We start from the raw sequence: 16,017 nt of genomic DNA, 5'->3' as shown, positions 1-16,017 counted from the left end.
CTCCTTTATTCATTAGTATTTAAAAAAGTCATATAACGTGAAATACAGTCATGAAGCATGTTGTTCACACCGTCCGAAGTCAAGGTAGCACCGGTGATGGCATCGCAACGGCTGTCATCAGAAAGTCCGTTCACGACTTTACCTTTCTTCACCACGCTGATAGCTACGGCGGACTTGTCGTCATTCATCAGCTTCTTGCCCTCGAACTGCTTCTGGAACTTATCGTATTCCGTAATAATGGCACCCAAACCGGCCGTTTCGCCCTTATGGGTAAAATATACGCCGTAAATGGTGTTCTTGTCGGCATTTAAAGCCACATATCCCCAAATCGCATCCCACAAACCTTTACCCGTCACGGGAATGACATATTTGGTTTCTCCGTTCACCTTACATACATACAACGGGAGGTTGCTGTCCGAGATGTTTTTGTCTTCTACGGCAAAACCGTCTGCATCTTTGGAGGTACCGTCTTTCACCACGTTGCCGTCCTTGTCGATGATTTCATCGGCCACTACGACTTCATCGTATGTTTTTTCCACTTCGGTTTTCTCCACATCACGAAGATTCAAAGCGGCCAGAATCTGACTTTTCTTGTCGATACGTACGTTAGCCATTGACTGCGGTTCCAAAGCCTTGGAAACGAAAGCCAACAAGAAAGCCACGATAACGACCACAACACATGAGTATATAATGGTATAAGTATTACCGTCGGTGTTCAGCCCTTTCTTCGCTGGTTTATCCGTTTCTCCGGCCTCCACGATTTCTTCGAACTCAGAAGCGGGAGCCTGACACACCGGGCATTTTTCAGGCGCAGCGTCACCCTCATGGACGTAACCGCACACTTTACATTTGAATTTCTTTGTTGCCATAGTTCCTTTATTATTTTTTAATTGCACGTTTAGCCCGCTTGTCGATATTACTCTGGATGACATAATAGTCGATCAGCGGAGCAAACAAGTTCATCAACAAGATGGCAAGCATCATACCTTCGGGATAACCCGGATTCAACACACGAATAATAACAGCCATGGCACCGATGAGGAAACCGTAAATGTATTTACCGGTCTCAGTGCGTGCCGAAGTCACGGGGTCGGTAGCCATGAACACGGCACCGAAACAGAAGCCGCCCAATACCAGATGCTGGTACCAAGGCATGGCTGCACCGGCATTTCCTTCCGGTCCCCATACATTGAAGACCCATGCCAGAAGCGCACCTCCGGCAAACACGCTGAACATCGTCTTCCAACTGGCAATACCTGTCCACAGAAGAATCACAGCACCGATAGCAATAGCTATCACGCTAGTCTCACCGATAGAACCGGGAATGAAACCGAAAACCTGGTCCCATGAAAAAGCGGGCACAGTCCCTACTGCCGCTTCTCCTAAAGGAGTGGCCATCGTAAACGTATCAGGCAGGTCGTTTCCCAAACCGCAAATGCTTTCCTTGGCCACCCAACAAGCATCGCCACTCATTGCCGTAGGATAGGCAAAGAACAAGAATGCACGGGTAATCAAAGCCACATTGAAAATGTTCATACCCGTACCTCCGAAAATTTCCTTGGCGAAAATGACGGCAAAAGCACAAGCTATCGCAATAATCCACAACGGACAATCAACCGGTACGATCATCGGAACCAAGATACCCGTTACCAAATAACCTTCCTGAATCTCCTCATGCTTCCATTGGGCCACGATGAACTCGATACCCAAACCCACCACGTAGGACACGATGATCTTAGGCAACACGGCCAACAGGCCGAAACCGAACATTTCCCAGAATGTCCCGTCCACTCCGGCGGCCGCATAGTTCTGATACCCGATGTTGTACATACCGAACAACAAAGCCGGTAACAACGCTATAACCACAAAAATCATGATACGCTTGCTGTCTATCGCATCATGTACGTTCACTCCCGACTTCGACGTGGTATTCGGCACGAAGAGAAAAGTCTCGAAACCGTCAAACACAGAACGAAATGCGTGAAGCTTGCCGCCCTCTTCAAAGTTCGGCTTTATCTTATCAAGATATTTTCTTAACGCGTTCATTATCTAAATCATTTAAACCTGTGATGAAATTAATTAAGCCATCTCCTTGCGAAGCATATCCAACCCTTCACGGACGATGCGTTGCACCTCCAGTTTGGAAGAATCCACGAACTCACACAAGGCAAAGTCCTCCGGGGCCACCTCATAGATGCCCAAAGCTTCCATGCGGTCTATGTCGCCGGTGATAATGGCTTTTACCAACTGTTCGGGGAAGATGTCCATCGGGAACACGCGGTCGTATTCGCCCGACATGATCATGTGGCGTTCGCCGCCTTTTACACGAGCATCAAGCGCATACTCTTTCTTGCCCATCAACCAACTCATGTAAGCGCGACTGGAAGAATAGTCGTTCAGTCGAGGCATAATCCAACCGAAAATTTCGTGTACGTCGTCTCCTTCCGGAATCACGTTCACCTCCGTCACGTGAGCACCCAAGAAGCCGTCTGCCGAAGTTTTCACACCGGTCATCACATTGCCGTTTATCACACGCAGGCTCTTGCCCGTCGCCACATTGCCTTCGATTAAAGTGCCCAGTTGCTGTCCTACCGTCATTTTGCAATAGGCCGGCTTCTTCACTTCCGAACCGGCAAATGCAATTACGCGGGTAAAGTCCAAACGTCCCGTATTCAGCAAGTGCCCGATGAAAATCACCTCTTCCGCACCGAGCGTCCAAACGACTTCACCTTTGTTTATAGGAGAAATGTGATTGATTTGCACGCCTACGTTTCCCGCCGGTGCCGGCCCGTCGAAAAAGTTTATTTCCACGTTCTTGGCTGCAGTCAACGCCGTAGCCGTCTGCTTCGAGCTTACGCCCAAGTAAGTTTTCGCCATTTTGGCCAAAGCATCGAGTCCTGCCTGGAAATCAGCCTCACGCCCCCGTAACACATATTCAAAATCGGCTGCAAGCGGCATGGAATTGAAGGCGGAAACAAAGATAGCCTTCGGAGTATCCGTCGGATTTGCCGTCACGTCGTAGGGACGTTGCTTAAAGAAAGCGAACAGACCCGATTCCAAAAGGAGAGCTTTCACTTCCTGAGCCGTCATCTGCCCCGCACTCTTCTTGCCGAAATCCACATACTGCAACTCTGCATCGGCTTCCACGCGAACGCTCAATACTTTGCGACGATCGCCGCGCTCCACCATGGTTACCCGTCCGCTCACGGGAGAGACAAACTTGATTTCAGGATGGTTCTTGTCCACAAACAAAGCATCCCCGACCTTCACCACGTCGTTCTCTTTGACTACTACCTTGGGCTTCATTCCCGTAAAGTCATCCGGCATCAATGCATAGACAGCCGGTTTCTTCACCTGAAATTCCTCCTTGGCAGCTTTGCCCTTGAGATTCACGTCAAGGCCCTTACGTAATTTAATTACATTTGCCATTATTATAGGATTAAATAAACTGGTTTTAATTAAAACGTCGCAAAATTACATTAAAAATATGACAAAGTGAAGGATTCTAAAAAGAAAATAGTAATTTTGTCGTATAAATAAGGGTCATATTAAAAGATTAAGAAAAATATTCAGAGTACTCGCAGGTATAGCCGTGGGCTTCTACCTGTTGTCGGTTGCGCTACTCCACGTTCCGGCCGTGCAAAGAGGTGTCACGTTGCTCATCTCTGGAGCCTTGAAAGATATTTTACACACAGAGCTTTCCATCAGCCGGGTGGATTTGGGATATTTCAACCGTATCATTCTCGATGACGTGGTCATTAAAGACCAAAAGAACAAGGATTTGCTAAAGGCAGCCCGCCTGTCGGCCAAAATAGAATGGGCTTCATTGCTACACGGCAAAATATCCATTTCAAATGTCCAGTTCTACGGATTCGACATCCACCTCTACCAACGTACGCAGAAGGAAAAGCCGAACTTCCAGTTTCTCATAGACACTTTCGCGAAAAAAGACAGTCTGCCTTCCAACCCGAACCTCCGCATCAATTCCGTGCTTGTCCGGCGGGGCAAACTGTCGTGGCACCGTTATGACAAGCCTCCTACTCCCGGCCGTTTTAATCCGAACCACATCGTGTTGGACAAAATCAGTGCCACGCTTTCATTGAAAAGTTATACGGCAGATTCCTTGAACCTGAACGTCAAGAAATTTTCCTTTGAAGAGCACTCCGGCCTACAGCTTAAACAACTGTCTTTCAAGATTACGGCCAACCGGGAAAAAGCACTGCTTGACCACTTCACCATCGAACTGCCCCATTCCCGATTAGCCCTCCATCCGGTCACCATGAGCTACCGTCATATAAAAGAAGGAAGCGGAAAAGGGCGGTATCAGGATTTCACATTCCAAGGCAGCATTGAAGAGGGGGCATTCTCTTTCGCCGACTTCATTCCCCTCTACCACAAACCAACTCAAAGCCATACTCTTGAGGAGTTTCCGACATTAACTGTCGAAGCGCGGTTCAACGGAAACCTCAAACAAGTCCTGATAGACCAATTCACACTTTACACTCCCGACCGGAGCATGGTACTCGAAGCCCCATTGGCTATCAGTCACCTCGAAAATCCGGCCCAACGAACGATAAAAGCCGACATCCGGAAACTGCAAATCACCCCGACCGGCCTCAAGCAACTGTCTGAATGGGTTTCAAACGGCAAGATTTCCATTTCACCTTATTTACAGGCTATCGGCACATTAGAAGCCACAGGAACCCTGTCCTATCGTCCCCAATATCTCAAAAGCCATCTCAATTTACATACCGATTTAGGCTCCCTGGCCGTATTCGGCTCTTTCGCCAAAGGAAACGAAATCGAGGCGGAAGTGCATACTCCCGGATTCCAGCTCGGCAAGCTAGCAGGACGGGAAGAGCAATTCGGCGAGACGGCCTTCGACTTATCGGGCAAAGGACTCCTGCGCTCCGGTGCCTATCCTGCCCTTTTATTGCAAGGAACCATCGGCCGTTTTTCTTATAACCATTACGACTACCACGACATCACAGTCGACGTAGATTACCGAAAAGGAGGATTCGCCGGCAACGTAAGCATCAATGACCCTCACCTCGCTCTTACTACGAAAGGAGAGTTCAACTTACATTCATCCACGCCTTACATTAAGGCGGAAGCTTCTGTCCGACATTTCGCACCACATGCCCTCGCCCTAACATCCAAGTATGCCGGAACAGTGTTCCAAGGTAACCTGCAAGCTGATTTCCAAGGGCACAACATTGAAAACATGGAAGGACTTATCAGCCTGAACGATTTTTGCATGTCTACATCGGAAGAAAACTATACCCTCGGACCGATATGTTTTAAAGCCACCAATGAACCCGGCAAACGCAACCTCTCGCTGCACAGCGACTTCCTACATGCAGAAATGGAGGGAGATTTCAGGCTCGGCACGTTAATCGCCCACAGCCGGAAACTGCTCCATGCCTATATCCCGTCTTTCGTCAAAACACCCCAACTTAAAAAAGACACTCCGGACGAAGTAGCCTTGTACGTGCACATCGACCACACGGAACCTATTGAAAAGATTTTCGACATCCCTTTGCAAATCCCGAAAGCCGGACACATCAACGGTTATTTCAACAGCCGTACCGAGGAACTGGACTTCAATGCCTCCATCCCGTCGTTCAACTACAACGGGCAGCAATTGGACGACATACGGATTCTGGCCGGCCGTGTCAACGATTCCCTCACCTGCACTCTCGATTTCAAAAAGCAAATCGGCAAAGCTCCCGTAGATTTCAGGTTGTTGGCCCGCGCCGCCCATGACAATGTCTACACAGGACTGAATTGGACCAACCATGCCGAAAAAATCTATCAAGGTTCCATATCGGCAGACACCCGGTTTACCCGAAACGAAGAAAAAAAGATGCTGACTGACATCAAATTCCATCCCTCACAAATCATCGTCAACGACTCGGCTTGGAACGTACACGCATCTAGCGTACATGCCGCGCCGGGCTTAGTCAACATCAATGGATTCACCATCGAACAAAGTGACCGCCACCTGATTCTCAACGGTAACGTATCGGGCAACCCGGGCGATTCATTGACGGTTGACCTGAAAGACATCAATCTGGAATACATTTTCAACATCATCAATTTCCACGCCGTAGATTTTGCCGGACAAGCCACCGGACGGATCTACGCAGCCAACTTGATGAAAAGCCCCGAAGTGGATGCCCATCTCCATGTCCGGAACTTCACTTTCAACCAAGCTTATTTGGGCGAAATGAACCTGCACGGCGGTTGGGAGAAGGAGAAAAATGCAATTTTCCTGCACGCACGCATGGCAGACCCGGCCCACAGAAGCATGACCAGTGTAGACGGAGACATCCGAATAGGCGCTGCCCCCAAGGGAGGCCTCGACCTGATGATTCGTACCGAAAACATAGACCTGGCTTTTCTGAACCACTACACAGACGGCATATTCACCGGCTTGCACGGACGAGCTTCGGGATGGACCCGCGTATTCGGCCCGTTCAAAGGTATCAATCTGGAAGGCGACATGCTAGTCAGCGAAGGAGGAATGAAAGTCAACGCAACCGAAGTGGACTACCGCCTCGTCAACGATTCCGTCATCCTGCGCCCGGACAGCATTTATTTCCGTAATGCCATGGTTTACGACCGGCAAGGCTCTCCCGGCAAAGACGAACACTATGCCGTAGTCAACGGTGTGCTCCAACATTCCAACCTCTCCCACATGCGTTTCGATTTCGACATCGATGCTTATAACATTCTGGGTTATGACGTCAAGGATTTCGGGGACGAAGTGTTCTGCGGGACAGCATACGCCACCGGAAAAATCGGGTTCAACGGACAGCCGGGCAACCTGAACATCAACATCGATGCCCGCCCCGAAGAAAACACCATGTTCGTCTACAACCTGTCCTCTCCAACGACTTTGACAGACAACCAGTTTATCACCTACAAGACACATGAGGACAGTATCGAAGGACATTCCCATTCCCCTGGTCTTCCCTCTCTCCCGGAACCGGAATCGGACATGCGCATCAATTTCCGCCTTAACCTGACACCGGAAGCTACCATGAAGATTCTTATGGACCCGAAGGCCGGTGACTACATCGCCCTGAACGGACACGGGAATATCCGTGCCAACTATTATAATAAAGGAGACTTTACGATGTATGGCACGTACACCATAGACCATGGCATTTATAAGCTCTCGTTGCAGGACGTCATCCGCAAGGACTTCATTTTCAACCCCGGCGGCACCATCGTATTCGGCGGTCCGCCCATTCAGGCCGACCTCAACCTGCAAGCCGTCTACACCGTACCCTCCGTATCGCTGAACGACCTGAGCGCACGCTCTACCTTCAGCCAGAACAACGTACGCGTGAACTGCCTGATGAACCTTGGCGGAAAGGCCCAGTCTCCTCAAATCAGTTTCGACTTCGACCTGCCCAACGTCAATGAAGACGAGAAACAGATGGTGCGCAGCCTCATCAGCACGGAAGAAGAAAAAAACATGCAGGTGATTTACCTCCTCGGCATCGGGCGTTTCTACACTTACGATTACAGCAACACGGAACAAAGCCAATCCTCCGTGGCCATGAAGTCATTGTTGTCCTCTACTCTGAGCGGGCAACTCAACCAAATGTTTTCCACGCTGCTCGGCAACAACAGCAACTGGAACATCGGGACAAACCTCAGCACAGGCGAAACGGGATGGAGCGACATGGACGTAGAAGGACTGCTCTCCGGACGGCTGCTCAACAACCGCCTGCTCATCAACGGAAATTTCGGTTATCGGGACAACAGCACCAACCCGAACGGTAACTTCATCGGCGACTTCGACCTGCAGTGGCTGTTGACCCCGAGCGGAAACGTAAGCCTGAAGGCATACAGCAAAACCAACGACCGCTACTTCACCAAATCGTCGCTGACCACTCAAGGTGTCGGAATCGGACTGAAACGGGACTTCAACACGTGGCGGGACGTATTTCGGGTATTCATTCCCAAAAAGCGGAGGAAGAACCCGTAAATACCGTTCCTCTCTTTTTCACTCACAACATACTAAAAACAAAGCGTATGGGAAACAAAGAATTTATGCGCAAAGCCATTGAGCTTTCAGTAGAGAACGTAAAAAACGGCGGCGGCCCGTTCGGTGCCGTCATCGTAAAAGGAGATGAAATCGTCGCAACCGGAGTAAACCGGGTGACTGCCCACAACGACCCGACGGCCCATGCGGAAGTCAGCGCAATCCGCGAAGCTTGCCGCCGACTGGGCACCTTCGACCTTAGCGGTTGCGAAATATACACATCTTGCGAGCCTTGCCCGATGTGCCTCGGTGCTATATACTGGGCCCATCTCGACAAAATATACTACGGTAATAATAAGGACGATGCAGCCGATATCGGATTTGACGATTCCTTTATCTACGAAGAACTGGCTCTCCCCCGTCAAGACCGCAAGAAAGCTATGGAAGAACTGCTGCCCGAAGAAGCCATCGCGGCTTTCGACCTATGGCGGAACACGACGGACAAAACAGAGTATTAGCCCTCTGCCATTCCGGATTATCACCATTACGTCGTATCTCTTTAATGAAAAATCCAAAGTCCGTTGTAGGTAGCTTTGGATTTTTCATTGTTCACATTTATACAAAAAAATATTCATAAATTCTTTTCATTAGAGAAAAAATGTTTAATTTTGCCGATGCGATGTAGAACGAAGCGTCGGGACACATCCTCTTTGTGGGAACAAAATTGCATTTACTGCATATTCTTGTCAATGTTGAAACCTGAGAAATTTCAAAAACAAGTCTGATGAGAAAGTGTGGGTGGATGCCTGTGTCATACGCAGGCTTCCATTCCCGTCTTTCCAGACTTAGGGTTTTCTCAGGACCTCAACATTAGAAAAACGGGATGGAGGCTGCGCTATATTTATATCAAATATTGCCCCCACTTTTAATCCCTTTTTCTCCACCAATCTGCTACGGGCAATAAAATGATGGAATATAAATCAAATCAGCATAGACAAATGGCTACAGTCAAAAACATCCTATCACAAATATTCTTTCCCAAAAGGCAAGAATTATCCTCCCACGAACCGTATTCCGGTTCATGCGGAACTCGTGCTCAATGGAACCTGAATCCTGAAAACGAAGAACTCCGTATCACTGGTACGGGACCACTTTTCGATTTTTTCGGTGAAAAAGAAGCTCCCTGGGAAAGCCATCTGGACCACATCCGAAAAGTGGTCGTCGCCCACGGTATCACTTACATAGGATTCCAGGCCTTCAGTTACTGCACGTCCTTATCAAGCGTAGAACTTCCGGACACACTGACTGGCATAGGACAGCACGCCTTTGCCTATTGCAAAAGCCTGACCTCCGTCTTTCTGCCCGAAGGAGTGAAACACATCAAGGATTACGCTTTTGCGCACTGCTACCACTTGCAGGAACTCACCCTGCCCGCCACACTCAAAAGTATAGGCAAAGCCGCTTTCTGTTCTTGCCACGGCCTTACCCGCATATCCATACCCGACAATGCCATCCTGTTGGGAAGCGAAGTGTTCGCCGATTGCAAAAACCTGACGGAAATAAAGCTCCCCGAAGGACTGTTGCAACTCAAAAGCAATAGTTTTGCGGGCTGTATCTCCCTCGCTTCTGTATCACTGCCCCCCACCGTGGCCTATCTCGGAAATTCCGCATTCGAAGGATGCAACAGTTTTACACGAATCGACATTCCGGACAAAATCGTTCATATCGGCGACCGCGTTTTCGCTGACTGCCATGCGTTGGAACAAATAACCATTCCTCCCTCCGTACATCATTTAGGCAAACACATATTCTCAGGTTGCCGCTCGCTAAAGACCCTAACCGTCCCCTTTCCGGCCTGTGGTACTCCGGCCACCTATTCTAACTTCGGCGAACTCTTCGGTACTACCCCCGACACCGAGATGCGGAAAATAAGCCAGGATAACGAAACGGGAAAGGAAACAAACTATTACCTTCCCCGCAACCTTTCCGTCCTTCGCATATTGGAGGGATGCGAAGTCATTCCGTCCAAATGCCTCATGAATTGCTTTGTGCTGAAAGAACTCCACCTTCCGGCTTCACTTTATATGATGGGCGAAAAAGCCATTTACGGCTGTGCCGGCCTGAAAAACATTTATTGCCAAGCTGCGGAACCGGCCTCTATCCATGCCGACACCTTCGAAAGCATCAGGTTCAACGTTTGCCGGCTCCACGTCCCGCAAGGTTCTACAGAGAAATACAAACAAGACAAGCACTGGAAACCTTTCTCACTGATAGAAGAATAAGGAACAACCTTACAGGTGATGAACCGGAGTTGAATCTGTGTCTATCTTTTTCCTTTCGTCCCAACCCGTAAAAAGAAGAGACACAGACTATCTCACATAGTTCTGACTTCCAACCAAATAACAATATAAAAATCACCTCTGCAGAACAGAAAAAATTTCTGCGCCGAATGAAAAATCACTTGGCTGAGATTGATTTTTCATTTGGCGCAGATTGGAAAACCATTCTCCACCGAACGTTTTTCCCACCTTTTACCACCCACCTTCAAACCGGTGGTCACACTGCCTCTCTGCCCTTCTACAGCATCCCCCCCACACCCAATTTCCGGCCTTCCGCAACTAACACCCGACGAGGTTTGTTCCTCCCACTCTATGAACACGCAAAAGGACGGAATAAGCCACTGAAAGGCAAAAACTGGAGTATTAACGAATATTAATCAAACAAAACCATGGATTCAAAAAAAATAGTTCCTTGATTATCAATAATATAAAAATCAAGCAATCAAACTAAATGCAAACTAAAATATTTGGTTTTATGCTCCACACCTCCTAACTTTACCATCACAGACATCCATCATTCTATGACAGAAAGGAGCAACAAATGAAAAAACAAAAATGCTACACCCTTGCCTTCACCATGGCAATCATGCTGATGTTCCTCACCGCCTGCACGCGACAGGAAAAGAGGATAGTAAACGGGCTGGATTTCCAAAGCACGATGGAAACGTGCCAAACTCATGGACAAAGATTCTGCATCGTCTTGTTAGATACGACTCAAACCACGTCGCAAATCTACCTCCAACGTTTACAAGAGACCGCGTCCCAGGCACTATTCAACATCATCTTCACCGACTTCACAAAAAGCAACGTTTATGAACAATGGCTCTATTCCGATGCCACGCCAGTCACGTGCATTTTCTCTCCCGACGGCCACTTGACGGACATCATCCCGGGCGCATCGCGTAAATGCTTCAGATGCATAGACGAAGTCTTACAAATCGGAAAAATGACCACAGAATTAGAATACTACAATAATTTTACAATGGACAAGGCCAAAATCATCCCTTTGCTCGATGAAATATGGCAATGTAACCTCCTTCTGGAAAAAGGTTCAGATTTAACACTACGGTTGGAACAAATCGCTCAAAACATAGAGTATCCTTTCCTTACCTACCTTGAAATGGAAAATGCCATCCGGAATGGTGACAAGGAAAAAACGGATTCCCTGGCCTTACGGTTATGCAGCTACGAAGGTGATTTGGACTTGGAACTATATCCCGACCTGTTCATCACGGCCCGGGAAAATACCATACCCGGCTTTGATGCCACAGAGGAAGCTAACCTGAATGCTCCTTCCGTCGTCAACCTACACGGATGCATGACAGGAAAGCCCAAGGTGTTCCACATTCCGGTCAATAATTCCGGAAAAAAGCCATTGGACGTAGAAGGAATAGAAATGAGCTGCTCGTGCTTGGAACTTTTTGATGACACGGACTTCACCCTCATGCCGGGCGAAACAAGAAACCTGGAATTCGAGTTCACCGCCGACCGCAACGGCCAAATAGAACGGGAAATCATCATACGTAACAACGGGATTTATCCCATAAAAAGAATAAGAATCATAGCTGAAAGGCAAGCCCAAACAAGAAAGGAGGATATATAACGGGATGCCCGATGTGAGAGCAACACTTAAATTACCCACAAAAAAACAAGAAAAAAATGAAGCAAAAAAGAATCATCATCGGATGGGCACTTGCGACCGCAACGTTCGCCTTATTCGGTTGCAATCAAGAGAATCCGTACGGACCGGAACCCACGGCACACGAAGAAGCACTCAACTTGTGCGCCCCCAGCGGAGAATACATCGCGAAAAATGTCCGAGAACTGAAAAAGCTCATGGAACCCCACGTGGAGTCAAACCAACGGGAAAGCAAGGATTTCGAAATTGACGAAATCAAATACTACCCACAAGAGAAAGGCTATCTGGCAGAAGTCATTTACACGACGGAAGACGGATACTCCAGCAATGTGGTAATTGAAAAGGGACCTATCAGGCACAGAATCCGAAAAAGAGGCGAAAGCGGAGGAGGCACTGGCACATCTTTTTATTCCTGCAAAGAAAACGATTCGGGGAAATGTTCAAGTTGCCGCCTGGTTGTTGACCAACGAGCCAAACAAAGATACTGTGTTTGTGACAAAGGAATATCAGAAGGATGCTCATTATATAAAACAACTTATTAAAAAAGCTTATGAGATACAAAACATTGCTATTTATTTTGATTTGTGTTCTTGGAGAAAGTTGCAATACCGATGATACGGTAACAGACACTAAAACTCAAGTCTTTATTAACCTGACAGCTCCTAACGGACAGAGAATCGCCTCTAACATAGAGACTCTTACATGGAAAATCAATAAGGCAGCCGAAAAGACTTTCCGAGAATACAAAGACATCAAAATCACGGAAGTCACTTACCACGATGTCCCGGTAGGGTTCATGGCAGAAATCAAGTATGAAACATTTGATGGAATACACACCAACGCCATCATGACCAACATTCCACAAAAAGGAAAAAAGCACTTCAAACGGATCATGCGACGATCTGAATCACCGGGAGGAAATACAGGAACTGTCATCTACAGTTGTAGTAGCACAGACTCAAAAAAATGCCCGAACTGCTCTGTCGTAGAAAAATCCGACGGAAATGTTGAATGTTTTTGCTCTGAAGGGCAAAGGAAATATTGCGAGTTAACGGAAACGAGCGTCTAAACTCTCCACGTCAGCCTCAACCGTGCGGCATGCCCCGTACGGCTGAGATCTTCAAAACCGATTCTATACCATTATATTAAAGAAAGAAACGATGAACCGCTTAACATACCTGATATTACTCATGGGGATTTTCTCCTTCTCCGCCCATGCCCAAGGAGTAAAAACGTGGCGTGTGGACGAATCCACCATCATGGTGGAAGCCGACACCATACTACATTTCACGGCAGACGGTATCCCCATCACCCTGAAAGCTTTCAACGACTCCCTTGCCACTGGAAAATACATCATTACTTCCAAAGAAGTGGGGAGCACGTTGGAAGACTACCTGACCTACAAGCACCCCACTACTGAGACCCTGTTAGGAATACCTCTCCCACGCAAGACATTCACGGATCTCAACGGGAAACAAGTAGACGTAAACGCCGCGAACTTCACCATTGTCAGTTCGTGGAACAAATACTGCGGCATTTGCATTGCCGAACTGACCGTATTGGATTTACTTGCCGAAGACTTTCCCGGTGTGCAGTTCGTGGCTTTAACAGGTGACCCCGAGGACGAGGTGCGAACGTTTTTGGAAAACGCATGTTGGAAATGGCGCGATGTCTCCGTGGTCATTGATACAGGACGTTCTCTGATGCACTCGTTCCATATCATCACCGACCCGTCCAACCTGATTGTAGACGGAAAAGGCATCATACGTGCCGTTGTGTTCGGAGGAGACATACGCGAACTTGTGACCACGCTCGACCGCCTTTGCCGTGAATCAATCGGAAGTAGCCGATAATCAGATACGAAATTAAATTTTCCACCCCAATAGGAACTTAACTTCAGGACTTTTCATTATTTTTGCTTATAAAACGACATAAAAGCAAATGAAAAAGCAAGAACTCTATGACCGTGTCATTGCTTATTTTGAACAAGCAATGCCCGTGGCTGAAACCGAGCTGCACTACCACGACCCGTTCCAACTGTTGGTAGCAGTCATACTTTCCGCCCAATGTACGGACAAACGGGTCAACATGATTACCCCTCCGCTCTTCCGCGACTACCCCACTCCGGAGGCCATGGCCGCCGCCACGCCGGAAACCATTTATGAATACGTCCGTAGCGTGAGTTATCCCAACAACAAAGCCAAGCACCTGGTAGGGATGGCACGCATGTTGGTGGAAAACTACCACAGCGAGGTTCCTTCCGATTTGGACGAGTTGGTCAAGCTTCCCGGCGTAGGACGTAAGACGGCCAACGTCATCCAAGCCGTCGTTTTTGAAAAAGCCGCCATGGCCGTAGACACCCATGTGTTCCGCGTGAGCCACCGCATCGGGCTCGTCCCTGCCACCTGCACCACGCCTTACAGCGTGGAAAAACAACTGGTACGTTATTTCCCGGCTCCCATTATCCCCAAAGCCCATCACTGGCTCATCCTGCACGGACGCTATACCTGCACGGCACGTACGCCCAAATGCGAGGCCTGCGGACTGAAAATGATATGCCGGCATTACCTGCGTACCCACGGAGCGGCACGCCCTTCCGCCCAACCGTAAACAACCCGTGGCACGACGAGCGGAAACACCGCACGAAAACGTAGCCCGTCCTCCGCAAATAAAGGGTCTGCTTTCTTGCAAATATGAGCGGAAAAGTATAATTTTGCAGTGCTGTAAAAGCATCATATTAAAGAAAGAAACGACAGAAAACCTTTAAATAAAGATTTAAAATTATGACTATTGACAATTACAAGTTTGCCGGCAAGAAGGCAATCGTACGTGTGGACTTCAATGTCCCCTTGGATGAGAACGGTAAGATTACAGACGATACCCGTATTCGCGGAGCATTGCCGACGCTGAAGAAAATCCTGGCCGAAGGCGGTGCGCTCATCATCATGAGCCACATGGGCAAGCCGAAAGGCAAAGTGAACCCGAAGTTTTCTTTGAGCCAGATTGTAGACGCCGTTTCAGAGAAATTGGGCGTAGCCGTAAAATTCGCTCCCGATTGCGCCAAGGCCGCTGACGCTGCCGCTGCTTTGCAACCGGGTGAAGTTCTGTTGTTGGAAAACCTCCGCTTCTATCCTGAAGAAGAAGGCAAACCTGTAGGCATCGACAAGGAAGACCCCGCTTACGAAGAGGCCAAGAAAGCCATGAAGGCTTCCCAGAAAGAGTTTGCCAAGACATTGGCTTCATACGCAGACTGCTACGTAAACGACGCGTTCGGAACAGCTCACCGCAAACATGCTTCTACGGCTGTCATCGCCGACTATTTCGATGCCGACAACAAGATGCTCGGCTATCTGATGGAGAAAGAAGTGAACGCTGTAGACAACGTGTTGAGCAACATCAAACGTCCGTTCACGGCCATCATGGGCGGTTCTAAGGTTTCTACCAAAATCGGTATCATCGAAAACCTGATGGACAAGGTGGACAACCTGATTCTGTGCGGCGGTATGACTTATACTTTTGCCAAAGCCCAGGGCGGCAAGATCGGTAACTCCATCTGCGAAGACGACAAATTGCAGTTGGCTCTCGATATCATCGAAAAGGCGAAGGCCAAAGGTGTAAACCTCGTATTGGGTACGGACTGCGTGGCTGCCGACGCTTTTGCCAACGACGCGCACACACAAGTGGTTCCGGCCAACAACATTCCCGAAGGTTGGGAAGGCTTAGACGCAGGTCCGGCTACCCAAAAAGCTTTTGCCGAAGCCATCAAGGGTGCCAAGACGATTCTGTGGAACGGTCCTGCCGGCGTATTCGAATTCGATAACTTCACAGCCGGTTCGCGTGCCATTGCCGAGGCTATTGCCGAAGCTACCAAAAACGGCGCGTTCTCACTCATCGGCGGTGGTGATTCCGTAGCATGTATCAACAAGTTCGGCATGGCCGACCAGGTTTCTTACATTTCTACGGGCGGTGGTGCCCTGCTCGAAGCCATCGAAGGCAAGATTCTTCCGGGTATCGCAGCCATTAAAGGTTAATCCGTCCCG

12 protein-coding genes are annotated in these 16,017 nt (G+C 48.5%); 9 read left to right on the top strand and 3 right to left on the bottom strand.

Annotated features, from left to right (window positions below; translation table 11 throughout):
• Window positions 1-5 precede the first annotated feature (5 nt).
• Genes nqrC through AC5RDV_RS01330 form a run of 3 tightly spaced genes read right to left on the bottom strand, consistent with a single transcriptional unit; the run spans window position 6 to window position 3,429 of the window.
• On the bottom strand, window positions 6-896 hold the full coding sequence (nqrC, locus tag AC5RDV_RS01340; protein ID WP_008625186.1) for an NADH:ubiquinone reductase (Na(+)-transporting) subunit C: 891 nt from the start codon (window positions 894-896) through the stop codon (window positions 6-8).
• Complete coding sequence (locus tag AC5RDV_RS01335) at window positions 880-2,046, bottom strand: NADH:ubiquinone reductase (Na(+)-transporting) subunit B (RefSeq protein WP_008625188.1); 1,167 nt, start codon at window positions 2,044-2,046, stop codon at window positions 880-882. The genes nqrC and AC5RDV_RS01335 overlap by 17 nt, the downstream gene beginning before the upstream one ends.
• 33 nt (window positions 2,047-2,079) lie before the next feature.
• Window positions 2,080-3,429, bottom strand: a complete 1,350-nt coding sequence (locus AC5RDV_RS01330) for a Na(+)-translocating NADH-quinone reductase subunit A (RefSeq protein ID WP_282747622.1) — start codon at window positions 3,427-3,429, stop codon at window positions 2,080-2,082.
• A gap of 244 nt (window positions 3,430-3,673) precedes the next feature.
• Here AC5RDV_RS01330 and AC5RDV_RS01325 point away from each other — a divergent pair, with 244 nt between their 5' ends.
• From AC5RDV_RS01325 to AC5RDV_RS01285, 9 genes are all read left to right on the top strand, one after another.
• The gene (locus AC5RDV_RS01325) at window positions 3,674-8,002 is read left to right on the top strand and encodes a translocation/assembly module TamB domain-containing protein (RefSeq protein ID WP_282747621.1); all 4,329 of its coding nucleotides are present in this window, start codon (window positions 3,674-3,676) and stop codon (window positions 8,000-8,002) included.
• Window positions 8,003-8,049: 47 nt separating this feature from the next.
• Window positions 8,050-8,517, top strand: a complete 468-nt coding sequence (locus tag AC5RDV_RS01320; RefSeq protein ID WP_276787618.1) for a nucleoside deaminase — start codon at window positions 8,050-8,052, stop codon at window positions 8,515-8,517.
• Window positions 8,518-8,997: 480 nt separating this feature from the next.
• Window positions 8,998-10,281: a leucine-rich repeat domain-containing protein gene (locus AC5RDV_RS01315; protein ID WP_282747620.1), complete on the top strand. Its 1,284-nt coding sequence runs from the start codon at window positions 8,998-9,000 to the stop codon at window positions 10,279-10,281.
• A gap of 598 nt (window positions 10,282-10,879) precedes the next feature.
• On the top strand, window positions 10,880-11,941 hold the full coding sequence (locus tag AC5RDV_RS01310; RefSeq protein ID WP_282747619.1) for a DUF1573 domain-containing protein: 1,062 nt from the start codon (window positions 10,880-10,882) through the stop codon (window positions 11,939-11,941).
• Window positions 11,942-11,997: 56 nt separating this feature from the next.
• Window positions 11,998-12,519, top strand: a complete 522-nt coding sequence (locus AC5RDV_RS01305; protein WP_282747618.1) for a hypothetical protein — start codon at window positions 11,998-12,000, stop codon at window positions 12,517-12,519.
• An 8-nt stretch (window positions 12,520-12,527) separates the two neighbouring features.
• Complete coding sequence (locus AC5RDV_RS01300; RefSeq protein WP_282747617.1) at window positions 12,528-13,046, top strand: hypothetical protein; 519 nt, start codon at window positions 12,528-12,530, stop codon at window positions 13,044-13,046.
• Between the two features lie 91 nt (window positions 13,047-13,137).
• Window positions 13,138-13,830 carry a TlpA family protein disulfide reductase gene (locus AC5RDV_RS01295; protein ID WP_282747616.1) on the top strand — a complete coding sequence of 231 codons (693 nt, stop codon included), beginning with the start codon at window positions 13,138-13,140 and terminating at the stop codon, window positions 13,828-13,830.
• Window positions 13,831-13,918: 88 nt separating this feature from the next.
• Window positions 13,919-14,587: an endonuclease III gene (gene nth, locus AC5RDV_RS01290; protein WP_008625199.1), complete on the top strand. Its 669-nt coding sequence runs from the start codon at window positions 13,919-13,921 to the stop codon at window positions 14,585-14,587.
• 173 nt (window positions 14,588-14,760) lie between these two features.
• Window positions 14,761-16,008 carry a phosphoglycerate kinase gene (locus AC5RDV_RS01285; protein ID WP_282747615.1) on the top strand — a complete coding sequence of 416 codons (1,248 nt, stop codon included), beginning with the start codon at window positions 14,761-14,763 and terminating at the stop codon, window positions 16,006-16,008.
• Window positions 16,009-16,017 lie beyond the last annotated feature (9 nt).

The sequence above is a fragment of the Paraprevotella sp. genome, assembly GCF_986071375.1.
Note: the sequence above shows the minus strand (reverse complement) of the source record. Positions and strands in the feature narration are given on the sequence as shown.